The sequence below is a fragment of the Streptomyces sp. NPDC056480 genome (genome assembly GCF_042795405.1).
In the GTDB taxonomy this organism is placed as follows: domain Bacteria; phylum Actinomycetota; class Actinomycetes; order Streptomycetales; family Streptomycetaceae; genus Streptomyces.
Window position 1 is genome coordinate 32,788 of sequence record NZ_JBHTSA010000046.1, and the last position, 23,916, is coordinate 56,703.

Here is a 23,916-nt window from a genome sequence, read left to right on the forward strand (position 1 = left end):
GCCCCCGGCCGTGCCCGTACGCCGGAGGTCTCAGTACGTCGCGCGGGCCAGGTCCTCCTCCGAGAGGTCGAGCGCGGCGAGCCGCTCCGGGTCCGCCAGGATCTGGAGCTCGACGATCTTGTCCCCGGCGATCGTGAACGCCATGAGCGCGCCCGGGCGTCCGTTGCTGACGGAGAGGAACGCGGGCGCGCCGTTGACGACCATCGGCAGCGCCGCCTGCCGGAACCTGGCGTACATGAGGGCCTGCGAGATGACGGCCTCCGCGCCCCGCACGACCTTGGAGACGGCCGCGAGCGTCCGGCCGCCGTCCGCGCGCAGCACCACGTCCGGGTCGAGGACGGCGAGCAGCCCCTCGAAGTCGCCGCCGTGCGAGGCGGCGAGGAAGGCGTCGGCGATCTCCCGCTGCCTGCGCGCGTCGGGCCCGGGGGCCGGGGTGGCGTCCTGCACGCGGCGGCGGGCGCGGCTGGCGAGCTGGCGGGTGGCGGCCGGGGTGCGGTCCACGATCCGCGCGATCTCGTCGAAGGAGACGGCGAACATGTCGTGCAGGACGAACGCGAGCCGCTCGGCCGGGCCCAGGGTCTCCAGGACGACGAGGAGCGCGAGGCCGACGGATTCGGTGACCTCGGCCGCGTGCTCCGGGTCGGTGGTGTCGGCGACCCGGACGACCGGGTCGGGGACGTAGTACTCCAGCGGGTCCTCGCGGCGCGAGCCGCGCGAGCGCAGCATGTCGAGGCAGACGCGGCCGACGACCGTGGTCAGCCAGCCGCTCAGGTTCTCCACCGCGCTGACGTCGCTGCGGTTCAGCTTGAACCAGGCCTCCTGGACGGCGTCCTCGGCCTCGCTGAGCGAGCCCAGCATCCGGTACGCCACCGCCCGCAGATGCCCCCGGTCGGCCTCGAAGCGGCGGGCCAGCAGCTCCTTGCCGTCGGTGTGGTTGTCGCGGTTCTGGTCCACTCGTCGCTCTCCCCGTTCGCGTCCCGTCATGTCGTCATGACGGACCAAACCTCGTCGATGTGACACCGCCTGTCACGCGCCGTGCGACGGGGCATCGGCGGTCTCGACGATTCCGGTACGTGAGATCCACGCCGCCTCACGGCGAACGCCCGGGATTCCCCGGTCGAAGGCTCGGAGCGCCGGGGATCATCCCTTCAGCGCGGTGATCATCATCCGTAGATTGATTCTCATGACGACGACAACTTCGCAGGTCAACGCCGTACTCCGCACCCCGCCGGCCTCTCCCGCCGCCGCTGCCGCGTACTTCTCCGCGAGCCTCGCCTTCCACGCCGATGTCTCCGACGTGGCCTCCGCGCTGGCCGCGGCGGCCGCCGACGGCACCGACCCGGGCTTCGTGGTGATCGACTCGCGCTCGACCGCCTCCTGGGACCAGGGGCACGTCCCCGGCGCCGTCCACCTGCCGACCGCGCTCATCCCCGAGCAGGCCGAGCGGCTGCTCGACCGGTCCGTGCCGGTCGTCACGTACTGCTGGGGCCCCGGCTGCAACGGCGCCACCCGCGCCGCGCTGGCCCTCGCGGAGAGGGGGTTCCAGGTGAAGGAGATGCTCGGCGGCTTCGAGTACTGGGTGCGCGAGGGCTTCGCGTACGAGACCTGGGAGGGGCCCGCGGAGAAGGCCGCGGACCCGCTCACGGCGCCGGTGGACTCGGACGACTGCGGCTGCTGACGGAAATCGATTTCCGGATCGCCCCGGTCATGCCGTACAGTCATGTTTACCGACGCGGGGTGGAGCAGCTCGGTAGCTCGCTGGGCTCATAACCCAGAGGTCGCAGGTTCAAATCCTGTCCCCGCTACTCAGTAGCAACGAAGGCCCGGATCCAGTCACTGGATCCGGGCCTTCGTCGTTCCCGCAGCTCGGTGCTTGACCTTTACGCAACGTCAAGATCTAGCGTTCTCGGTATGGAGTGGTCGATCCAAGAGATCGCCAAGAAGGCCGGCACCACCAGTCGCACCCTCCGGCACTACGGGGAGCGCGGACTGCTGGAGCCGAGCCGGATCGGCGCGAACGGTTACCGGTACTACGACCAGGCGGCGCTCGTGCGCCTGCAGCGGATTCTGCTGCTGCGCGAGCTGGGGCTCTCGTTGCCCGCGATCGCCGAGGTCCTCGCGGGGCAGCGGGACACGTCCGCCGCCCTGCGCACCCATCTCGCGCTCCTGGAGCAGGAGCGCGAGCGCATCGGACGGCAGATCGCCTCGGTGCGGACCACTCTCCACAAGACCGAGAACGGAGAAGAGCTCATGGCCGACGAAGTGTTCGACGGATTCGACCACACGGTGTACGAGCAGGAGGTCACCGAGCGCTGGGGCCGCGGCGCCCATGAGAAGGCCGACCGCTGGTGGCGCTCGCTCACCGCCGTGCAGAAGAAGATGTTCATGGACGAGCAGTCCGGCATCGCCCGCGACTTCGCGCGGGCGCTCAGGGACGGTCTCGCCGCCGACAGCGACGAGGTGCAGGCGATCGCGTGGCGCCAGGTCGCGTGGCTGTCCACCACCACGACCCCGAGCAAGGAGTACCTGATCGGTCTCGGCCGCATGTACGTCGACGACCCGCGCTTCACCGTGAACTACGACAGGCACGGTGAGGGCACCGCGGTCCTCGTCCGGGACGCGCTGGAGATTTACGCGGAGCGGAACCTGTAGCCGGCCCCACCGCCCGGCCGGCCGCACAGACCCTGGCCGCGCAGCCCCCGGCCGCGCAGACCCTGGCCGCGCAGACCGCCGTCCGCCGGAAGCTTTGGCTGTCGGAAGTAAACGGTGGCCGAAACCGCGCCTGTCCCTTTGTGCGCCCGCACTGCCTCACCGTAGTGTCACGCGCACCATGAGTGACGCACGCGCAGGTGACGTACGACGGCGGGCGCCCGCCGTCCTCGTCCTGCTCGCGCTCCTCGCCCTCCTCGTCAGCGTCTGCCACGGCTCGCACGGGCACGTGCTGCCGCCCTCGGGCTCCGCGGCCGTCGTCTCGGCCCCCGCGCTGCCGCACGGCTGCGAGCGGTCCGGGGAGGCATGGTCCTTCGACGTCCACCTCCCCGCGCAGACCGCCGCCGCGCCCCTCGCCGCGCCGGACGCCGGCGGAGCCGTACTCCTGCCGTACGCGGCCGACCTCCGCACCGACCCCCGCGCGCGCTGTGTCCGGGGCAGGGCGGGACCCGGCCCCGAGCCGGGACGGCTGCTGATCGCCCTCGGAGTGGACCGGAACTGAGCCGGGTCTCGCCCTCGCGTGACCAGGCCCCCTTCCGCGTACTCACCCCAAGGACGCCCCACCCATGAACAACCTGCTGTCCGGCAGCCTGCCGCCCGTCGCCGAGCAGACCGTCGGCAACACCCCCGTCCTCCGCACGGACGACGGCTACTGGGCCAAGCTCGAAGGCTTCAACTTCGGCGGCATCAAGGACCGCGCCGCCCTCTACATGGTCGAACAGGCCCGCCGGCGCGGTGAGCTGCGGCCCGGCGCCCCGATCGTCGAGTCGACCTCCGGAACCCTCGGCCTCGGCCTCGCCCTCGCCGGGGTCCTCCACGGCCATCCGGTGCACGTCGTCACCGACCCCGGCCTCGAACCGATCGTCGAGCGGATGCTCGTCGCCCACGGCGCCCGGGTCCACGTCGTACGGGAGCCGAGCCCCCGGGGCGGCTGGCAGCAGGCCCGGATGGACCGGGTCGCCGAGCTGCTCGTGAGCCTCGACGGGGCCTGGTGGCCCGACCAGTACGGCAACCCCGACAACCCCGACGCGTACGGGGGGCTCGCCGCCGAGCTGTCCGGACAGCTCGACCGGATCGACGTCCTCGTCTGCGCGGTCGGCACCGGCGGCCACTCGGCCGGGATCTCCCGGGCCCTGCGGGCCACCAGCAGCCCCGCGCTCGAACTCGTCGGCGTGGACTCCGTCGGCTCCACCGTGTTCGGCCTGCCGGCCGGGGAGCGGCTGATGCGGGGCCTCGGCTCCTCCATCCACCCGGGCAACGTGGACCACGGAGCCTTCGACGAGATCCACTGGGTGGGCCCCGCCGAGGCGGTACGGGCGGCCCGCCGGCTGGCCTCGCGTCAGTTCGCCACGGGCGGCTGGAGCGTCGGCGCGGTCGCGCTGGTCGCCGGCTGGCTGGCCCGGACCCGGCCGCGCGGGACGAGGATCGCGGCCGTCTTCCCCGACGGGCCGCAGCGGTACTTCGACACCGTCTTCAACGACGAGTTCTGCGCCGCCCACGGTCTGCTCGACGGGCCCGTACGGGAGGATCCCGCCGGGTACGTCTCCGCCGACACGGTCAGCGGCTGGACCCGCAGGGTCATGGACCGGACGGGGCCGGCACGTTGAGCACGACGACAGCGCCGCCCAAGGGCGGGGTCTGGAAGCAGAGCCGTAGCTTCGAACCGGCCGTCCGGCTCCTCTTCCTCAACCAGCTCACCATCAACCTCGGCTTCTACATGCTCATGCCCTACCTGGCCGCGCATCTCGCGGACGGGCTCGGCATGGCGGCCTGGTCGGTCGGGCTCGTGCTCGGCGCCCGGAACCTCTCCCAGCAGGGCATGTTCCTCGTCGGCGGGGCACTCGCCGACCGGCTCGGCTTCAAGCCGCTCATCGTGGCGGGCTGCGCCCTGCGGACGGTCGGCTTCGGAGCGCTCGCGTTCGCGCAGTCGCTGCCGATGCTGATCGCCGCCTCGCTCGCGACCGGGCTCGCGGGGGCGCTGTTCAACCCCGCCGTACGGGCCTGTCTCGCGGCCGAGGCGGGAGAGGAGCGCCGGGTCGAGGCCTTCGCGCTGTTCAACGTCCACTACCAGGCGGGCATCCTGCTCGGGCCGCTCGTGGGGGTGGCCCTGACGGGGGTGTCGTTCCGGCTGACGTGCGGGGTGGCGGCGGTGCTGTTCGCCGGGCTGACCCTCGTACAGCTGCGGTACATGCCCGCACGGGGCGAGCGGCGGGAGCGGGACGGGGAGGGGCGCGGGCAGTTCCGCACGGTGCTCTCCCACCGCACCTTCTGGCTGTTCTCGCTCGCGATGACCGGCTCGTACGTGCTGTCGTTCCAGGTCTATCTGGCGCTGCCGCTCGCCGCCGGGGGCACGGGGCCCACGACCGCGCTCTTCGTCGTCTCCGCGCTGGTCGCGCTCGCCGGACAGCTGCGGATCACCGCCTGGTGCAAGCGGCGGCTGAGCCGGGAGAAGTGTCTGGTCCTCGGGCTCGCCCTGATGGGCGGTGCCTTCCTGCTCCCGGCGGCCCTGGGCAGGGGCCTGGTGGGGCTGCTGGGGTGCGCGGCGGTCCTGGCCGTCGCGAACGCGGTGCTCTACCCGTACGAGATGGACACCGTCGTCGCCCTGTCGCGGGGGCGCTGGGTGGCCACCCACTACGGGCTCTACAACACGGTGTGCGGGATCGGGATCACCCTCGGGAACCTGGGGACGGGCGCGCTGCTCGACGTGACGGGGTGGTCGGCGGTGCCGTGGCTTGCGCTGTGCGCGGTGGGGCTGGGGTGCGCCGCGGCGATGGCCCTTCTGGCGAGGGGCGGGCGGCTGGCGGAGGGAGCGACGCCGGCGGACTGAGCCGGGGCGGGGCCACGGTGCGTACCCGCGCGCGCGGCCGGGCCCGGTCCGTCTCCCCGCGCGCGTGGCCGGGCCTTCCCCCGGGTCCGTACGCCAGTCGGCCCCGCGGGAGTCGCCGCCCCGGGCGGCGGCGGCCACCCTGGGAGGGCGCGGTACGGGCCGCGGCCGGGTACGGACCGGGCAGGAGAGCACAGGTGGGGCACCCCCCAGGAGCGATCGGCGGGCGGCGGGGCGGCGAGGGCCGCCGCCCGTACGGGGGTGCCCGGCGGTTCATCCGGGCGCTCCCGCCGCTCATCATCGTGGGCGGTGTCTTCTTCGACGTCCTGACGCCGCCCCAGTACAGCGCGGCGCCGATGTTCTCCGCCGCCCCGCTGATCGCGGCCCCCTTCTTCTCCACCCTCACGACGCTGCTCACCGGGATCGCGGCCGTCCTCGCCTCCGTCGGGCTGCACGTCTACAACGACACGGCGACCCGGATCCCTTCGCTCACCGAGTTCCTGACCGTGCTCACGGTCTCCGCGCTCGCCATGCTCATCAACCGGGTCGTCCTCCGCAGCGGCGAGCGGCTGGCCTCGGCGCGGGTCATCGCGGAGACCGCGCAGAAGGCGGTGCTGCCGACGCCCGCCGAGCGGATCGGCGGGCTGCAGTGCGCGGCGCGGTACGAGGCGGCGCAGGCGGACGCGTTCATCGGCGGCGACCTGTTCGCCGTCCAGGACACCCCCTACGGGGTACGGCTCGTGGTCGGCGACGTCCGCGGCAAGGGCATGGACGCGGTCGAGGCCGTCGCCGTCGTCATCGGGGCGTTCCGGGAGGCGGCCGAACAGGAGCGGACCCTGGAGGGCGTGGCGCAGCGGCTGGAACGGGCCCTTGCCCGGGAGGGCACCCGCCGGCACGGGCTCGACGCCTTCGAGGGGTTCACCACGGCCGTCCTCGCCGAGATCCCGCGCGGTGACGGGGGCGGCACCTTCGACGGTTTCGTACGGGTCGTCAATCGCGGGCACCCGCCTCCGCTGATGCTGTACGCGGACGGGCGCCTGGACACGATGGAGCCGGGCGAGCCGGCGCTGCCGCTCGGCATGGGCGAGCTGGCGTCGTGGCCTGACCGCGCCGAGGCGCGGCCGTACCCGCCGGGCGCCACGCTGCTCCTCTACACCGACGGCCTCTCGGAGGCGCGGAACGCCGAGGGCGTCTTCTACGACCCGGGGGAACGGCTCGCCGGGCGGATCTTCCCCGGGCCCGAGGAACTGCTCGACGCGCTCGTGGACGACGTACGGCTGCACACCGGCGGCGGGTCGACCGACGACATGGCGCTGCTCGCGGTGAGCCGTCCCGCGACGGGGCAGCCGGAGCGTCGCCGGACGATGCCGGTGGTGCCGCCGGGCGGGTCCGGATCCCCCCGAGGCGGGCCCGGTCACCGGCCGTAGTCGCAAGGTGTCTCACTGCGATAACAATTGACATAACGTCAGATCGCGAGGGTTTCGGCTTCCCTTACTGAAGGGGGGTCAACTCGGACCATTCCCTCCCAATTCAATGAATGATCAAGAGGAACAGCTTGGAATCGGCACCCCGTGTCTATTAACGTTCGATAACGCAGCGCGGTCGTCCCAGCCGTCGCAAGAGGCGGCACCGTGCGCACGCGCCGAATCCTGAAAAGGAACCGGGGAACCACTACTTGGGGTGAATCGGGCCCTTCGCACTTGTGCGACCGTGCCCGTAGGAGACCTTCCTGCTCCGAACCCGTCAGCTAACCCGGTAGGCGAGAAGGAAGGAAAGGAGCGCGCCTCCGTGGCGTCCAACACTCCCGCACCCGAAGCCCCCTTCGATGCCTTCGGTGGTGGTGCGGGTCCTGCCGCCCCGGACACCGAGTGGAACCCCACCGAGGGATCCCTCCGCGCCGAGAGCCGCTCCGGCGGCCGCCACCGTGTCGTCAAGCAGCGCTCCAACTTCGCCCGCTCCTCCACCGTCCTCGGCGTCGGTGTGATCGCGGCCGTCGGTGCGGGTGGCCTCGCCACCGCGCAGGAGAAGCCCCCGGTGGCCATATCGCTCCCGGACCTGCCCGACCTCCACCTGCCGGACGCCCACGACCTCCCCGGTGTCGGCGACCTCCTCCCCGAGGAGACCCAGGAGACGGTCAGCGCGGCCCGCGCCAACCCGAACCCGCTCACCGTCGCCACGTACGCCACCCTCGACGACGCGCAGGGCACCAAGGCCCCGCAGATGCAGCAGGCCGGCCTGGTCACCCAGGACGGCCCGGCGGCCGAGGCCGCGCCCGGCGCCGGCGACGCGGGCGAGGCCCTGCGCGCCCGCATCCTCCAGCAGGCCGAGCAGCAGCAGGCCTCCGCCGACGCCGCCGACAAGGCCGCGGCGGAGAAGGCGGCGGCCGAGAAGGCCGCCGCGGAGGCCGCGGCCAAGGCCGACGCCGCGGAGAAGGCGGCCGCCGAGGCGAAGGCCAAGGCCGAGGCGGAGGCCAAGGCGAAGGCGGAAGCCGAGGCCAAGGCGAAGGCCGAGGCGGCGGCCGAGGCCGAGCGCCTCGCCAAGCTGGCCGCGAGCTACACGCTGCCCCTCTCCTCGTACAGCCTCAGCGCCACCTACATGCAGTCCGGCTCGATGTGGTCCTCCGGCTACCACACCGGCCTCGACTTCGCCGCCCCCACCGGCACCCCGCTCAAGGCGGTCCACGGCGGCACGATCAAGTCGGCCGGCTGGTCCGGCTCGTACGGCTACCGCGTCGTCCTGGAACTCTCGGACGGCACCGAGATCTGGTACGCCCACATGTCCTCCATGACGGTCTCCGCGGGCCAGACCGTGGGCACCGGCGAGACCATCGGCCGCGTCGGCGCCACCGGCAACGTCACCGGCGCCCACCTCCACATGGAGGTGCACACCCCCGGCGGCTCCGGCCTCGACCCGGCGGAGTGGCTGCGCTCCAAGGGCCTCAGCCTCTGACCCGACCGGGTCGCCACGACGGCGACCCGGTCCGCCCGCCCTACCGCGCGGGCGCGCCGGCCCCGGCCTCCGCCACCCAGGCGTCCAGCTGCTCCCGGGTGGTGCCGGGGTCGGCGACCAGCGCACCCAGGTCGTCGCCCTCGACGACGGTGGTCGCCAGGGCCGGGCACCTGCGGCAGCCCTCCACACCGACCTGGACCCACCACTTGCAGTGGGCGCGCAGATGACACCGCGGCACGCTCCGACGCTCGTCCGCCGGCGTTGCGGCCACCCGCTCCACCAGGCCGCAGTCATTGCCCCTGCGGTGCAGACAGTTGCTGACGCAGTGCGACGCGAAGCGCAGGACCCGGGTCGGCTCGACATCCTTCGGGATGACCGGCAGCACGTCTCGGGCCGGCACGGGATCGGCGAGGTACACGACCTCGCCGCCCTGCCCCGACCGCACTCCCAGGACGACCGACTCCGGTGCGTCGGCCTTGCCGCTCGGGCACCATGTCCTGCTCGCTCCGGAACGGTCCGCGGTGCTCATCTCCACCTCCTCGTCCGTCGGGCGGGACCGCTAGACGATCTGGCCGGCGCAGGCCGGAGTGCAGGCCGCTGCCGTGCGCTCCTGCTCGACCGCCTTGGCCAGGTGCGCCTCCAGCTGCGCCGAGGTGATCTGTCCGGGCTTGGGCGAGGACTGCGCGGACGCGGCACCCGCTCCGCCGAGAACGAGCGCGGCGGCCGCGAGCGCGGCCGCGGTACCCCCGACGGCGGGACGACTCGTGTACTTCATGCTGCAACCTCCTGGATGGGTACGAAAGGCGTACCGGCACGCTAGGAGGCCCCGGAGCCCGTCACCGGCAGTTCGGGGCGGCTGTCGGGGGGCGGTCGCGTCCGCCCCTAACTGCGGTACGGGTTGAAGCCGTCGTAGTCCAGGTACTGCGGCGGCGCCCAGACCTGGCCCGTCGCCCGCGCCGCGTACGTCAGGGCGGGGGACGCCACCGCCCGGCGCTGCCACAGATGGTGCAGCAACTCCTGCTCACGGGCCGGGAAGTCGGGCCCTGCCGTGCCGCGCCGGGCCCGGTCCCGCAGGAACGCCAGGGTCGTCGCGAAGGACTCGTACTCGCCGACGGCCCGCGCCGCCGGCGGCCCGTACGTACGGGCGGCGAAGGAGCGGGCCAGCTGGCGGGCGCGCATCGAGGAGAGCGCGAGCGGCTCGGCGGGGGAGAGCCAGCCGGCCGCCGCGTACGCCGGGAGCTCGCCGGATATCGTGCGCAGCTCGCGCTGCCGGCTCCAGACCGCGAGCCAGGTCAGCAGGCCGAAGGCCGGGACCATGAGCGCCCCGTACACCGCGTAGAAGGTCAGGGGGCCGCCGAAGGTGGCCGAGCCGTTCCACGCGGCGTGCAGGCCCATCGCGAGCAGCAGCCCGGCGAGCGGCAGCAGCACCCGCCGCAGGCGCTTGCCGCGCGGCGCGAGGGCGGCGAAGCCGAAGCCGACGCCGGTGAGCACGGTGAAGAGCGGATGCGCGAACGGCGACATGACGACCCGGACGAAGAAGGTCGCGGCGGTCACCGAGCCGAGGCCGGTGGAGCCGAACTCCTGGTCCTCGCCGAAGGCGTTGCCGAGGTAGAGGATGTTCTCGGTGAAGGCGAAGCCGGTCGCGGTGAACCCGGCGATCACGACCCCGTCGACGAGCCCGCCGAAATGCCTCCTGCGGAAGAGGAAGAGCAGCAGGATCGCGGCGGCCTTCGCGGTCTCCTCCACGACGGGCGCCACGACGGTCGCGCCGAGGGTGTCCGCCGAGGCGGGATCGGCCGTGGCCGTCGCGATCCAGCGGACCGCGAAGGAGTTCGCCAGGATCGCGACGAGCGCGGCGGCGAAGGCGCCCCAGGCGAACGCGAAGAGCAGGTTCTTCCAGGGACCCGGCTCGACCCGGTCGAGCCAGCGGAACGCCGCCATCAGCAGCGGTACGGGAAGCACGGCGAGGCCCAGGCCGACGAGGAACCCCTCGGTGCCGGTCTGCTCGCGGACCAGCCCGAGGATGAACAGCGCGCAGATCGCGAGCACGGTGACCAGCGCGACGGCCCGGACCACCCTGCTGCGCCAGAAGTCCCGGCGGGGCCGGTAGCGCCACTGGGACCGGTCGGCGGCGGCAGGGAAGGCCGGCTCCTCGGTGTCCCGGTGGGGGACGGGAGCGGCACCGGCTTCGGTGGGGACGGGGAAGGACACGTCAGCGACCCTAACGACCCGCACCGACAGCCGGGAAAGGGTTAAGCCCCCGGGGAGATCCCCCGGTCACCTCCTCCGGAAGAGGAGATCGTTCACGACGTGGCCCTTGTCGAGGCCCTGTCCCTCGAACCGGGTGAGCGGCCGGAAGGCGGGCCGGGGCGAGAAACCGCCCTCGGCCTGGGTGTTCTCGAAGTCGGGGTGCGCGGAGAGCACCTCCAGCATCTGCTCGGCGTACGACTCCCAGTCGGTGGCGCAGTGCAGCACGCCGCCGGGCTTGAGCCGGGTCGCGAGGAGGCTGAGGAACTCGGGCTGGATGAGCCGCCGCTTGTGGTGGCGGGCCTTGGGCCAGGGGTCCGGGAAGTAGACGCGGCAGCCGTCGAGGGAGTCCTTCTCGAGCATCTCGCGGAGCAGGATGATCGCGTCGCCGTTGGCGACCCGGACGTTGGTCAGGCCGTTCCGGTCGGCGAGGCCGAGGAGATTGCCCTGGCCGGGGGTGTGGACGTCGACGGCGAGGATGCCCGTGCCGGGGTCGGCGGCGGCCATCTGCGCGGTCGCCTCGCCCATGCCGAAGCCGATCTCGAGGACGACGGGGAGGCCGTCGAACATCTCGCCGAGGTCGAGGACCCGCTTGCCGTCGATGTCGAGACCCCAGTCGGGCCACCGCTTCAGCAGGGCCTCGGCCTGACCGGCGGTGACGCGACTGCGCCGCGGCTGGAAGCTGCGGATCCGCCGCTCGTGGTGAGACCCGGCGGGATCGGGCATGGGGCCCTCGCCGGGCGCGAACCGCTGACTGCCCCGCTGCGAGACGGGCCGTACGGACTCGGCGGGGTCGGCGACGGGACGCGCGATGTTCTCTGGCTGCTCAGACACAATGACCCGATTCTACGGCGAATCCCGCGGCCCACCCGGCGGTGGGCTACAGCCGCGCCAGGGCCCGCCCCGCCACCTCGCGTCCGATCGGCAGCGACGCCGTCGCCGCGGGCGAAGGCGCGTTCAGGACGTGGACCGTCCGCGGCGCCTCACGGATCAGGAAGTCGTCGACGAGCGTCCCGTCCCGCAGCACCGCCTGCGCCCGCACCCCCGCGTCCGCCCGCCGCAGGTCCGACTCCGACACCACCGGCAGCAGCCGCCGCACCGCCTCCGTGAAGGCCCGCTTCGACACCGACCGCCGCAGCTCACCCGCCCCGTACCGCCAGTGCGCCCGGGCGATCGCCCACGAGCCGGGCCACGCGAGCGTGCCGGCCAGCTCGCGCGGGCGGACGACGGACCAGCCGTACCCCTCCCGGGCGAGCGCCGGGACCGCGTTCGGCCCGATGTGGACGCCGCCGTCGATCCCCCGCGTCAGATGCACCCCGAGGAACGGGAAGGCCGGGTCCGGCACCGGATAGACGAGACCCCGCACGAGCGAGGGGTCCTTCAGCTCGTAGTACTCCCCCCGGAAGGGAACGATCCGCATGCCCGGGTCGTCGCCCGCGAGCAGCGCGATCCGGTCGCAGTGCAGCCCCGCGCAGTTGACCAGGACCCGCGCGCGCACCACCCGGCCGTCCGCCGTCCGCACGGCGACCCCCCAGGGCCGCCGGTCGATGACGGCGACCTCGGCCCCGTACAGGATCCGGGCCCGGGAGGACTCGGCGAGCCGCCGGGACACCGCCCCGTAGTCGCAGATGCCGGTCGTGCCGACGTGGATCGCGGCCAGGCCCGTCACCCGCGGCTCGTACTCGCTGATCTGGGCGGGGCCGAGCTCGCGCACCGGGATGCCGTTCTCCCTGCCGCGCTGCACGAGCGCGTGCAGCCGGGGCAGCTCTTCGCGCGCGGTGGCGACGACGAGCTTGCCCGTCACCTCGTACGGAATGTCCCACTCCGCGCAGAACTTGACCATCTCGGCCGCGCCCTCGACCGCGAACCGGGCCTTGAGCGACCCCGGCCGGTAGTAGATCCCGCTGTGGATCACCCCGCTGTTGCGCCCGGTCTGGTGGCTCGCGAGGGCGTGCTCCTTCTCCAGGACCGTGACCCGGGTGCCGGGAGCGGCGCGCGTCAGGGCGTACGCCGTCGACAGACCGACGATCCCACCGCCGATCACCAGCACGTCACAGTCAAACACCAGCGCCACCTCCCACCCCCGATAGTGCACTGGCCCACTGACAATCCCGTGAAACCTCGCGCGACGGCACGAGACGCACGTCACGCCGAAACAGGCCACGCCGACGCCCGTCGTGCCGCCGCGGGGCGTGCCGACGCGGGTCGGGCCGGCTCACGTCAGGCCGGCTCGCGTCGCGCCCCTCGCGTCGGGGGCGACGAGCGGCGCCCCCGGCCCTCACGCCGGTGCGACGAGCAGTGGCCTGGCACGCTCCCGCAGTTCCATGACCCTGGGCTCGTCCCCGTACGGCTCGAGCCGGTGCAGCAGATCCCGTACGTACTCCGTCGTCCGCGCCGACGAGATCCGCCCCGCCACCTCCACCGCGCGCGTGCCCGCCGCGCAGGCCGCGTCCAGATTGCCCGACTCCAGCTCGGCGACGGCCGAGACCACCAGCCGCAGCCCGTGCGAGCGGACGAACTCCTCCGTCGGCCGCGAGAGCGCCTGCTCGGTGAAGCGGCGCACCTCGCGCGGTGCCTTCAGGTCGCTGTAGCACTCGGCGGCGTCGGCGCAGAACCGGTCGTACGAGTAGAAGCCGAGCCAGGTCGGGTCCCCGTCCCCCTCGCGGGAGCGCTCCAGCCAGCCCTCGGCGGACTTGAGCGCGGCCGCCGCGGCGACCCCGTCACCGGCCTTCGCGTGCGCGCGTGCCTCGACCAGCCGGAAGAAGGACATGGTGCGGGCGGTGGCAAGGCCACGGTTCCGCTCGAGCGCGGCCTGGGCGAGGTCGACGCCCTCGTCGGCGAAGCCCCGGTAGGTGGCCTGGAGGGACATAGAGGCGAGGACGTAGCCGCCCAGGGGCACGTCGGCGGCGGCGCGGGCGAGCCGCAGCGCCTGGATGTAGTAGCGCTGGGCGGCCTCCTGCTGCCCCGTGTCGAAGGCCATCCAGCCGGCGAGCCGGGTGAGCTCGGCGGTCGCACCGAAGAGGGCCCGGCCGACCTCGTCGGAGTACGAGGCGAGCAGCAGCGGGGCCGCGTCCACCCGTAAGCACTCGGGGACCATGGACGAACGCCAGTCCCCGCCGCCGTACTTGGAGTCCCAGCGGCGCGCGTCCTCGGCGGCCTCGCGGAGCTTGGCGACGTCGCTGTGCCCCACGCGCACGTACTCGGTGGCGGCCGAGACGCTCGCCGCGCCGCCCGTGGCGCCCCCGCTCCCGCCCGTGCCCCCGGGCCCCGGCGGGCGCGGTGCCTCGCGCTCCACCGACGGATCGGCCGGGGTTATGAGCCAGCGGGACGCCGGCGTCGCGTACGCGCTCACCGCGAAGGAGCCGGCGAGCGACTGCCAGATCCCGCCACCACCGGCCCGCCGCCCGGCGAGATCCAGCCGGTACAGGTCGGTCGCCGAGCGCACCGCCTCGCCCACGTCGCGCGGGAACGCGAGGCCCACCTCGGGCGCGGGGTCGGCGTCGGCGAGCCCGATCTCGTGCAGCGGCACGGGCCGGCCGAGCTTCTGCCCGATCGCGGCGGCGATCAGGTGCGGCGCGGCGCCCTGCGGCACCATGCCCTTCGACACCCACCGGGCGACCGAGGTCTTGTCGTAACGAAGCGTCAGGCCCCGTTGCGCACCGAGGTCGTTGACGCGCCGGGCCAGCCCGGCGTTGCTGATTCCCGCGAGGGCGAGAACCGTGCCGAGCTTTTCGTTCGGCCCGCGTTGCTCCCTGGACATGACGCCACCCCTCGACAACCCAGACGGCCGCCACGACGCCGGGCATAGGCGTGCGGCATTCGTAAACACAGCGTAGTTCGCCGCATCCCTACCGTTAAGGGGCGGTGTTCCGTATGGCGAGATTGTTGTGTGAAAGACCGACAGCCGGGCCCGGGGGACCGGCTCGTGCTCCCGCCGTGTGGCCGTGCGCCCGGCCGTGCGCTCTCTCGGGGTGGCCGGGGGAGCGCTTCCATGAGTAGCGCGTGGGTCGGCCCGCTCGGCCGGGAAAGTGTCCCGGACCAGTGGGCTGGGGGATACCGCCGCCCCATTCCCCGCGGGCGGCGGACGGCACCGGGAGGCGGGAGCGCCTCCCGGGCTGCCGGTGGCCGGTGTGAAGCGGTGTGCGTGGGCGGGTGCCCCGGACGCTTCTCACGCCCACCGAGGAGGGGCGATATTTGGCCGAATGACGCCGGTGTTCAACTGGCCCATGCCAGGGGCGCATTCGGCTTTCGCGCGCGTGCACCCGGACTCCGCCCCGTGCGCCGTTGTCGTGGCAGCATGTCTCCCACCGAAACGGATGTGGAGGCGCCGATGCGATGGCTGGTGGGCTGGAGCAGTGTCGCCGCGGGCTTCGCAACGGCGGCCGGGCCCAGGGCGGGCTCGGTGAGCGGCTCGTACGGCGGCGGATACGGCTCCGGCTCGGGCGCCGGCTACGTCTCGGGCTCGGGCACCGACCACAATTCCGGCTACGGCTCCGCCTCGGGTCCCGGCTACGGCCACGCGGCCGCCACCGAGGGGCGCACGGTGCAACCGGTCGGCGCACAACTCCTCTGGGGCGACCCCGATCCGCTGTGGGCGGTCGGCGACTGGCGCCCCGACGAGGTGCGGGTCGTGGCCGTCGACGACCACACCCGCCTCGCCGTCCTCGGCTGTTGCGCCGCGAGCGACGAGCAACTGCGGATCGGCCTGCTCACCGCGCGCGGGGGCGCGCTGCGGCATCTCACGGCATGGCCGGGCAGCTACACCGCGGTCGTCAAGGCCGGCCGCCGGGTCACCGTCACCGGTGATCTCGCGGGCGCCCGGCCCGTGTTCCACACCCCGTGGGCCGGCGGCACCGCCTTCGCCACCGCCGCCCTGCCGCTCGCCGACCTGGTCGAGGCCCAGCTCGACATCGGCCACCTCGCGGCGCTGCTCGCCTGCCCGGAGACCCCGGAGGCGCTGCGCGACTCCACCCCGTACGAGGGGGTCAGGCGGGTGCCGCCGGGCCACGCGCTGATCCTGCGGGAGGGCTCGCGCGAGATCACCGGCTACGAGCAGGTCGCCTCGCTCGCGGTCGCGGCGGCCCAGTCCGATCCCCGGCAGGCCGTCGAGGGGGTCAGGGACGCCCTGATCGAAGCCGTACGCGCGCGGCTCACCGCCCCGCGGCACGCGCCCGAGGCCCCGCTGCCCGACCCGGGCCCGGTGCCCGGCATGGGGCCGGCCGACCGGCGCGCGGCCCGGGGCGCGGGCCCGGCGCCCGGCATCGGCGCCGACCTGTCGGGCGGCAGCGCGTCCGGCACGCTCGCACTGCTCGCGGCGGGCCTGCCCGGGGTGCCGGGCACGATCACCGGGCAGGGCACGGGCGCGGGGGAGCGGCTGCTCGCGGTCACCTTCAACGACCTGGCCACGCGCGCGGGTGCGGACCGGGAGGACGAGCTGAAGCGGGCCGGGGCGATCGCGGCCGACCCGCGGCTGCATCACGTGGTCGTCGCGGGCGGCGAGGAGGCGCTCCCGTACGCCGTGCTCGACGGGCCGCTCACGGACGAGCCGGGGCCCTCCCTCGTGACGGCCGAACGGCACCGGAGACGGCTCGCGGGCGGCAGCGCCGACCACTTCACCGGCATGGGCGCCAAGCAGGTTCTGGACGCGCACCCGGCGCGCCTCGCGGACCTCCTGATGGACCGCAGGCGCCGCTCCCTGGTGCGTCCGGTGACAGCGCTCGCGAAGGCCTCGGGGACCTCGGCGGGCTCGCTCCTGGTGCCGCTGACGGTGTACCGGGCGGCGCGGAAGCTGGCCCGTACCCCGTACCGGACGGGCCTGGAGGCGGCCGCCCAGCGGGTCCTGGAGGCGAACCGCACGGCTTCGGACGGCTTCGGCCCCCTGGAGGCGTCCCTCTCGGCGCTGACCTGGTCCCGGCCCGGGCCCGCGGCGCGGTGGCTGACGGGGGAGGCGCTGGCGGAAGTATCGGTTCGCCTGAACCGGGCGGCGACACTGCCGACCTCCGTCCAGCGTCCGGGCGAAGCACGCGCGCGTGCCGCGCTCGCCCGCGCGGCGGGCGACCACCGGGTCCTGGAACAGGCCGCGGAGATCCGCGGCCAGCGCCTGCACGCCCCCTTCCTCGACAACCAGGTCGTACGGGCCTGCCGCGCCCTCCCGGAATCGCTCCGGGTCCAGCCCGACGCCCGGGCCAACGTCCTGCGCACGGTCCTCTCCGGCGCCGGCATCCACGACCTCCCCACCGGCTGGGGCGCCCCCCACCCGGCGGTCCCGGCCGGCGCCACGCGCGCGGGCCTGCGTGCCGCGCTGCCCCACCTGATCGCCCTCTTCGACGCGCCGCTGCTCGCCGACGCGGGGCTGATCGAGGCCCGCGTGGTCCGCGAGGCCCTCCGCTCGGCGGCCGACGGCGCCCCCGTCCCCCTCGACGGCCTCGCCGACCTGGTCTCCACCGAACTCTGGCTCCGCCGCCTCATGTCCCGCCGAGGCTCCTGCTGGACCAACACCACGGAACCCCGGGCCCACCGCGCGGTCCAGGGCCCCCTGATCCCGGCGTCGAGATCCCTCCCGGCGTGAAACCCGCCCTCCGGGCGAAACGTCCCAGCACGTTCGTTCGAGTTAACGGCTCCCGTAGTGCCGCGGGGTCGCGTCCTTAAGCTGGGAGCGTCGCACCGAGCGAAGGAGGCCCAGCATGGCGATGCCGCTGCCGGTTCCCGAGGACGCGTTCTCCGAGGGCATGCCCGACCGTGAGGGTGCGAGTGTGCAGGAGACCTTCGAGCTGTTCAGTGCGGCTGCCCCCAAGGGCTGGCGCGTGGAGCTGATCGAAGGGGAGATCCACGTGGTACCTCCGGCCAACGGAGAGCATGAGGCGATCGTGACCGAAGTGGTGGAACAGGTCATCGCCAGGCGCGTCGACCGGGAGCTGCGCAACTTCACCGGTATCGGCCTCAGCCTGCCCGGGACCGCCGACGCGGTCAGAGTCATCCCGGACCTCGTCATCGCCCCCAAAGGCAGCTTCGACGACCAGCAGGAGTGGCACACACCCGACCCCGTCCTGCTCGTCGCCGAGGTGACCTCCTCGTCCACCGCGCGCCGCGACCGCGTCCAGAAGATCCGGGCCTACGCGCGCGGGTGCATCCCGCTCTACCTGCTGATCGACCGCGAGGCGGGTGAAGCCGTCGTGTGCTCCGAGCCCTCCGGGGACGACTACGGACACAAGTCCGTCCACAAGCTGGGGACAGTCGTCGCCCTGCCCCACCCCCTCGGCTTCGACCTGGACACCTCCGCCTTCTGACGGCCGGACCCCGGAGGGCACACCCGGGTAAACCCCGAGGCGTACGCCGGTGCCACCGGACACAATGAGCCGGTGCGGTATCTCATCCTCGGCACCACCGAGGCCCTCGACCCCCGTGGCCGCAGCCTCCCCGTCGGCGGTGCCCGGCTGCGCGCGCTGCTCGCCGCGCTGGCGCTGCGCGGCGGACGGGCCGCCTCCGTCACGGAGCTCGCCGACGACGTGTACGGGGACTCCCCGCCGCAGGACGCCCCCGCCGCCCTCCAGGCCCTCGTCGGCCGCCTCCGGCGGATCATCGGCAGCGACGCCGTCGCCTCCACCCCCGGCCCCGGCTACCGGCTCGTCGCCGGCCACGAGGACATCGACCTGTACGTCTTCGAGCGCCACGTCCGGGACGCGGCCGCCCGCCTCGACGCCGGCGACCCGGAGCAGGCCGCCGCCCTGCTCCGCCTGGCCCTCGGCCTCTTCCGGGGCCCCGCCCTCGCCGACCTGTCCGCCCCGGCCGGTGTCCGCCCCGAGGCCCAGCGGCTCGCGGCGCTGCGGCAGCGCGTCGAGGCCGATCTGCGCCGGGGCGCCGCCGACGGACTCGTACCGGAGCTGACCGGGCTCACCACCACGTACCCGTACGACGAGGCCTTCCACGCGCAGCTCATCCGCGCCCTGCGGGCCGAGGGCCGGCACGCCGACGCCCTCGCCGCCTTCGATTCGGCCCGCCGTACCCTCGCGGACGCCCTCGGCGCCGACCCCGGCCCCGAACTCGCCGCCCTCCACCGGGAGCTCCTCGCGGGTCCGCCCCCGATCCCGCACCCGATCCCGGCCCCGGCCCCGGCCCCGGCCCCGGCCCCGGCCCCGGCCCCGGCCCCGGCCTCCGTGCGTACGGGCACCGCGTGGGGTCCGCCGACCGCTGCCGACCCGCGGCCGACCGCACCGCCGGACGACGCGCGCCCCCCGACGCCCCCGGCCGACTCCACCCCCACCCCCCACTTCACCCCCGCCCTCGCCCCCGCCCCCGGCAACATCCGCCCCCGCCTCACCTCCTTCGTCGGCCGGGAGCCCGAGCTCGCCGCGATCCACGCCGATCTGGACCGCTTCCGGCTCGTCACGCTCACCGGCCCCGGCGGCTCCGGCAAGACCCGGCTCGCCGAAGAGGCCGCCCTGAGGGTCTTCGCGCCCGTCGCCCCCGCCACCGGCTCAGCCAGCACACCCGCCACAGCTGCAAACCCCACCACCTCAGCCCCCACCGGTCCGGGCCTCACCGGGGCCGACCTCCGAGGGACCGAGCCCGCACCCGCACCCGCCTCCCCCACCGCCGCCTGGATCGCCGAACTCGCCCCGCTCGACGACCCCGAGGCCGTCCCCGGCGCCGTCCTCTCCGCGCTCCGGCTCCGCGAGGTCAACCTGATCACCCGCGAGGGCGTGACCCTCCAGGACGACCCCACGGCCCATCTCGTCGAACACCTCGCCCGCCGCCCCTTCCTCCTCGTCCTCGACAACTGCGAGCACGTGATCGACGCGGCCGCCGCCCTCGCCGAGACCCTCCTCACCGACTGCCCGCAGCTCCGTATCCTCGCCACGAGCCGCGAACCCCTCGGCGTCCCCGGGGAGTCGGTCCGCCCCCTCGAACCCCTGCCGCCGGACCCCGCGCACCGCCTCTTCGCCGAGCGCGCCCGCGCCGTACGCCCCGATGTCGACCTCACCCGGGACGGCGGCGCCGCCGTCGACGAGATCTGCCGCCGCCTCGACGGACTGCCCCTCGCCATCGAACTGGCCGCCGCCCGGCTCCGGCTGCTCACCCCGCGCCAGATCGCCGACCGCCTCGACGACCGCTTCCGTCTCCTCACCTCCGGCTCCCGTACGGTCCTGCCCCGCCAGCAGACCCTCCGCGCGGTCGTCGACTGGTCCTGGGACCTGCTCGACCCCGACGAGCGCACCCTGCTCCGCCAGGTCTCGGTCTTCGCCGGCGGCTGGGACCTCGCCGCCGCCGAGGCCCTGTCCCCGCGCGCCGCGGACCCGCTCGGGGCCCTCGTCGACAAGTCCCTCGTCGTCGCCGCCCCCACCGAGGGCGGCGAGATGCGCTACCGGCTCCTGGAGACCATCCACGAGTACGCGGCCGAGCGCGCCGCCGAGACCCCGGGCGTCCTCGCCGCCGCCGAGGCCGCCCACACCGCCCACTTCGCGGCCCTCGCAGAGACGGCGGAGCCGAAACTCCGCTCGGCCGAGCAGCTCCCGTGGATCGAGCGGATCGAACGCGATCTGGACAACATCCGCGCCGCCCTGCACCGCACCGTCGTCACCTCCCCCGACGAGGCCACCGCCCACCGCCTGGTCTTCGCCATGGGCTGGTTCTGGTGGCTGCGCAACTACCGCCCCGAAGGCCTGACCTGGGTCGCCCGCACGGTCGCGCTCGGCGAGGACCCGGACGACCCCGCCGACCCCCGCTACTGGCCCCGGATGCGCCTGCGCATGCTGCATTTCTTCCTGGAGGTCGAGAGCCGCACCCTGCGGGACTTCGAGCAACCCGAGGCGCTCGCGCTCGCCCGCCGTGTGCGCTCGGCGTTCGGCGAGCCGCCCGGCCCCGAGGGCGCCCGGTTCCCCGGCCTGCTCTGGCCGTTCACCGCGTACCTCACCGAGGAACCGGCCGTGGTCCGTGCCCTCCTCGACGAGGCCGTCGCCAACTGCCGCCGCCACGGCGGCGACTGGGAGGTCGGCGTCAGCCTCATGTTCCGTACGCACATGGTCGTCGACATGCCCGGCGGCATGCCCGGCATCGACGACGACCTGGCCGAGCTCCGCGACCTCGCCCGGAGGGTCGGCGACCGCTGGATGGGGGCCCAGATCGCGAGCGCGGTGGGCGAGGCCGACATGCTGCGCGGCCGCACCGAGGAGGCAGGGGAGGCGTACGAGGAGGCCCTCCGGCTGGCCCGTGAGGTCGGCGCACACGCCGAGTCCCCGTTCCTCCTCGCCCGGCTGGCCGAACTCGCCTATCAAAAGGGTGACATGGACGCCGCGGAGAAGGGGCTCGACGAGGCCGCCCTGGAGGCGGAGCGCTACAGCGTGCGGGACACCGGCGTGTTCGTCTGCTTCCTGCGGGCCGGCGTCGCCCTGTACCGCGGTGAGGTCGCGAAGGCCCGCGCCCAGCTGGAGGAGGCGGGCCGCACGATCGCGACCGGAGCGCCCCCACCGCACTTCGAGGCGGCGTTCGTGGGGCTGTCCGCGCGTGTCGAGGCGGGCGAGGGGCGGGCGTCCGCCGTCGCCACGGCCACCGAAGCGCTGCGCGGCGCGCGGGACGCGCAGTGCGCGGAAGTCTTCATCGCGGGCCTGGGCGAGTGCCTGGCGGTCGTGCTGTCCTCGTCGGGCGAACCCGCCCTGGCGGTCGAGATCATGGCGGCCGTCGACGGCTGGCGCACCGGGCTGCCCCGCTCGGTCCCCGGACTGAAGGACCTCGAGGACGTGACCGACCGGGCGCTCGCGGCGCTCGGCCCGGCGGGCGTCGCCGCCGCCCGCGCGGCGGGCGAGGGCCTCGACGTCGACGAAGTGCTCGCCCTCGCGGAGACCGCCCTCGCGGAGACCGCCCTCGCGGGGGCCGCCGTCGCGCGGCCCGAACCGGGCGGATCAGGGACGGACGGATCAGGGACGGACGGGACCGTCAGGCGCAGCTGATCCGCGACTGCGCCCAGTCGGCGACCGCGGCCCGCCCGAACGGCGTGTGCTCCTCCACCACCAGCCGGATCGTGCGGCGGCCGGAGATGTCGACGTGCACCGGGACCGGCGGGTCGCCGGCCCGGACCACGTCGGAGCGCCAGAGCCGCTCCTCGTCCCCGTACACCGAGAACCGGACGCCGCCGATGCCCAGCAGGGCGCTGAGGTCGTCGATACCGACGACCGCGTCGTAACTCGTGCACTGCCGGTTGAGGTCGATCAGCAGGGACGAGGGCGCGTGGACGCTCACTCCGTGCGCGTACGGAGTGCCGCCGATGGACAGGCTTTCGCGCTGCCACATCCAGCTGCTGTCGGAGAGGGCGACCTCGGGCTTCGTGCCGTCGCCGAAGATCCCGTAGTCCAGCTCGTTGACCTGGTAGACCCGCGGCGCGGCGGGCGGCGGCGTCGGCTTCGGCGAGGGCTTCTCGGGACTGGGCGTCGGCGTGGACTTCGCGGGCGGGGGCGTGGGCTTCGGCTTCGGCGGCGGCGTCGGTTCGGGTGACGGCTTCGCGGGCGTCGGCTTCGGCGCGGGCTTCGCGGGAGGGGGCGTGGGCGTCGGCTTCGGCGTCGGCGCCGGCGGCTCGGACGTCACGGGCGGCGGCGGTACGGGCTTCGGCGTCGGCGTCGGCTTCGGCGGCGGCGCGGGCTCCGCCGGTACGACGGGGGTGACGACGGGCTGGGTGGGTCTGGGCGCGGCGACGGGCTGCGGGTCCCCGGCCATGGCCCAGACGAGCCCGGCGGCCGCGGCGACGGCCACGGCCGCCGCGATGCCGGCCTTGGCGGGCGCGCCGAGCCCCTCGGCGGCGGCCCCGCCGGAGGCCGCTCCGCCGGAGGACCCGGTGGCGGCGGCCGCGGCACCGGCCGCGCCCGCGCCGACGGCGCCACCGGCGACGACGCCGGCGGCCTTGAGCGAGTACCCGGCGGCGAACCAGCCGATGACGGCGACCGGAAGCAGCGCGGGGATCCCGGCGTTGACATGGGCCAGTTCACCGGCGGCGAGCCGGCACTTGGCGCACTCGTCGAGGTGCTTGCGCAGTCCGCGTTCGGCGCGCATCCGCAGACCGCCGCGCGCGTAGGCGCCGAGCCGGTCGGCGTAGCGGGCGCAGTCGCCGCCGGCCGTCAGGGACTGGCTGACGTGGGCCTGGAGGTAGGCCTGCTTGAGGCCTTCGCGGGCGCGGCTGGCGAGTACGGCCGTGGCGTTGGCGGTCAGACCGAAGAGCGGTGCGACCTCGCTGGGGGACTCCTCCTCGACGGTGGTGTGCCACAGCACGGCCTGCCAGCGCTCGGGCAGGGAGCGGAAGGCCTGCATGGCGAGCGACTGCTCGGCCTCGTGCATGGCCAGGACGTCGGCGCCGAGGTCGAGCCCCGCCCCGAAGGACGCGGTCTGGTCGGAGACCTCGGAGGAGCGGGCGGCCTCGGCCGCGAACACCGCGAAGTCCTCGACGAGGTGTTCCCGCTTCTGGGTCTTCGTCCAGTTCGCGGCGACGCGCCGGACGGTGGTCATCAGATAGGCGCGTACGGCCTGTTCGGGCCCGGCTCCGCCGCGGACCGCCTGGAGGGTGCGGGCGAAGACCTCGGCGGTCAGGTCGTCGGCGGTGTGGGCGTCGCGGCAGCAGGTCCTGGCGTACCGGCGCACGGCGTCGGAGTGTCTGCGGAAGAGTTCCTCGTACGCGGAGTCGTCGCCGTCCCGCATGAGCTGGACGAGTTCGGAGTCGGAGGGCGGCAGTTCGACGGGCGGCGGAAGGACGGTGTCGTACTCGTGGTGGTCCTCGGCGGCGGGACCGGTGCGTGCCGTGTCGAGCCCGGCGCCCGTCGCGGATCCGGGGCCCCGCCCGGAGGCCTTGCCCTCGCGCTGCTGCGGCACACTCGGGTCGAGCGGCTCGCCGGCCCCCACGGCACCGGCCGAATCCGTACCGGCCGAACCCGATGCGGTCGAACCCGTACCGGCCGAACCCGCCCCCGCGGAACCCGATCCGGCCGTGTCCGGTGCGCCGGAGAGGCCTCCCGGCCCACCCTGGCTCGGCACCTGCCGGGCGGGCAGACCCCCCGCCTCGGCGGGGCCGCCAAGCGGCTCGTCCCGACTGTCACCGCTCATCGCGGAAGCCCCCGTACGCACGCTCGGACCCGAACACCGGGCAAGCCTGCCACAGAGCGCGGGCACGCCGAAGCGCCGCGTCCACTTACCACTCATCCGGGGCGACTTCG

Annotated in this window: 18 protein-coding genes, 1 tRNA gene and 1 riboswitch; of the genes, 11 read left to right on the top strand and 8 right to left on the bottom strand. The window is 74.4% G+C overall.

Going from position 1 to position 23,916, the window contains the following annotated elements; genetic code table 11:
* Positions 1–30 precede the first annotated feature (30 nt).
* The gene (gene sigJ / locus ACFQ79_RS21185; protein WP_383585713.1) at positions 31–984 is read right to left on the bottom strand and encodes an RNA polymerase sigma factor SigJ; all 954 of its coding nucleotides are present in this window, start codon (positions 982–984) and stop codon (positions 31–33) included.
* A gap of 199 nt (positions 985–1,183) precedes the next feature.
* Here sigJ and ACFQ79_RS21190 point away from each other — a divergent pair, with 199 nt between their 5' ends.
* From ACFQ79_RS21190 to ACFQ79_RS21225, 8 genes are all read left to right on the top strand, one after another.
* Positions 1,184–1,678 (top strand): rhodanese-like domain-containing protein, encoded by a 495-nt coding sequence (locus tag ACFQ79_RS21190; protein WP_383585715.1) that lies wholly within the window; start codon positions 1,184–1,186, stop codon positions 1,676–1,678.
* 53 nt (positions 1,679–1,731) lie between these two features.
* Positions 1,732–1,805, top strand: a tRNA-Met gene (locus ACFQ79_RS21195).
* 106 nt (positions 1,806–1,911) lie between these two features.
* Positions 1,912–2,652, top strand: coding sequence for a MerR family transcriptional regulator (locus tag ACFQ79_RS21200; protein ID WP_383585717.1), 741 nt, complete (start codon positions 1,912–1,914; stop codon positions 2,650–2,652).
* A 178-nt stretch (positions 2,653–2,830) separates the two neighbouring features.
* Positions 2,831–3,211 (top strand): hypothetical protein, encoded by a 381-nt coding sequence (locus ACFQ79_RS21205; protein WP_383585719.1) that lies wholly within the window; start codon positions 2,831–2,833, stop codon positions 3,209–3,211.
* A gap of 64 nt (positions 3,212–3,275) precedes the next feature.
* Positions 3,276–4,316 carry a PLP-dependent cysteine synthase family protein gene (locus tag ACFQ79_RS21210; protein ID WP_383585721.1) on the top strand — a complete coding sequence of 347 codons (1,041 nt, stop codon included), beginning with the start codon at positions 3,276–3,278 and terminating at the stop codon, positions 4,314–4,316.
* Positions 4,313–5,536, top strand: a complete 1,224-nt coding sequence (locus ACFQ79_RS21215; protein WP_383585723.1) for an MFS transporter — start codon at positions 4,313–4,315, stop codon at positions 5,534–5,536. Before ACFQ79_RS21210 ends, ACFQ79_RS21215 begins: the two co-directional genes overlap by 4 nt.
* Positions 5,537–5,730: 194 nt before the next feature.
* Positions 5,731–6,960: a PP2C family protein-serine/threonine phosphatase gene (locus ACFQ79_RS21220; RefSeq protein ID WP_383585725.1), complete on the top strand. Its 1,230-nt coding sequence runs from the start codon at positions 5,731–5,733 to the stop codon at positions 6,958–6,960.
* A 203-nt stretch (positions 6,961–7,163) separates the two neighbouring features.
* A riboswitch (cyclic di-AMP (ydaO/yuaA leader) is annotated at positions 7,164–7,310 on the top strand.
* Between the two features lie 11 nt (positions 7,311–7,321).
* Positions 7,322–8,482 carry a M23 family metallopeptidase gene (locus ACFQ79_RS21225; RefSeq protein ID WP_383585727.1) on the top strand — a complete coding sequence of 387 codons (1,161 nt, stop codon included), beginning with the start codon at positions 7,322–7,324 and terminating at the stop codon, positions 8,480–8,482.
* 40 nt (positions 8,483–8,522) lie between these two features.
* On the opposite strand, the gene ACFQ79_RS21230 is transcribed toward ACFQ79_RS21225, so the two are convergent.
* From ACFQ79_RS21230 to ACFQ79_RS21255, 6 genes are all read right to left on the bottom strand, one after another.
* Positions 8,523–9,011, bottom strand: a complete 489-nt coding sequence (locus tag ACFQ79_RS21230) for a hypothetical protein (protein ID WP_383585729.1) — start codon at positions 9,009–9,011, stop codon at positions 8,523–8,525.
* A 30-nt stretch (positions 9,012–9,041) separates the two neighbouring features.
* Positions 9,042–9,257, bottom strand: coding sequence for a hypothetical protein (locus ACFQ79_RS21235; protein WP_355969166.1), 216 nt, complete (start codon positions 9,255–9,257; stop codon positions 9,042–9,044).
* A 107-nt stretch (positions 9,258–9,364) separates the two neighbouring features.
* Positions 9,365–10,693 (bottom strand): PrsW family intramembrane metalloprotease, encoded by a 1,329-nt coding sequence (locus ACFQ79_RS21240; protein ID WP_383585732.1) that lies wholly within the window; start codon positions 10,691–10,693, stop codon positions 9,365–9,367.
* Positions 10,694–10,759: 66 nt separating this feature from the next.
* The gene (gene trmB, locus ACFQ79_RS21245) at positions 10,760–11,563 is read right to left on the bottom strand and encodes a tRNA (guanosine(46)-N7)-methyltransferase TrmB (protein ID WP_383585734.1); all 804 of its coding nucleotides are present in this window, start codon (positions 11,561–11,563) and stop codon (positions 10,760–10,762) included.
* Between the two features lie 46 nt (positions 11,564–11,609).
* Positions 11,610–12,794, bottom strand: a complete 1,185-nt coding sequence (lhgO, locus tag ACFQ79_RS21250) for an L-2-hydroxyglutarate oxidase (protein ID WP_383585736.1) — start codon at positions 12,792–12,794, stop codon at positions 11,610–11,612.
* A 213-nt stretch (positions 12,795–13,007) separates the two neighbouring features.
* Positions 13,008–14,489, bottom strand: coding sequence for an MFS transporter (locus ACFQ79_RS21255; RefSeq protein ID WP_383585738.1), 1,482 nt, complete (start codon positions 14,487–14,489; stop codon positions 13,008–13,010).
* Positions 14,490–15,059: 570 nt separating this feature from the next.
* On the opposite strand from ACFQ79_RS21255, the gene ACFQ79_RS21260 reads away from it, so the two are divergent.
* From ACFQ79_RS21260 to ACFQ79_RS21270, 3 genes are all read left to right on the top strand, one after another.
* Positions 15,060–17,297, top strand: a complete 2,238-nt coding sequence (locus tag ACFQ79_RS21260; RefSeq protein ID WP_383585755.1) for an asparagine synthase-related protein — start codon at positions 15,060–15,062, stop codon at positions 17,295–17,297.
* A 121-nt stretch (positions 17,298–17,418) separates the two neighbouring features.
* A complete protein-coding gene (locus ACFQ79_RS21265) occupies positions 17,419–18,015 on the top strand; it encodes a Uma2 family endonuclease (protein WP_383585757.1) in 597 nt (198 codons plus the stop codon).
* 72 nt (positions 18,016–18,087) lie between these two features.
* Entirely contained in the window at positions 18,088–21,672 is a 3,585-nt protein-coding gene (locus ACFQ79_RS21270) for a BTAD domain-containing putative transcriptional regulator (protein ID WP_383585740.1), read from the top strand.
* On the opposite strand, the gene ACFQ79_RS21275 is transcribed toward ACFQ79_RS21270, so the two are convergent.
* Entirely contained in the window at positions 21,659–23,806 is a 2,148-nt protein-coding gene (locus tag ACFQ79_RS21275; protein ID WP_383585741.1) for a sigma-70 family RNA polymerase sigma factor, read from the bottom strand. The genes ACFQ79_RS21270 and ACFQ79_RS21275 overlap by 14 nt on opposite strands.
* Positions 23,807–23,916: the final 110 nt, after the last annotated feature.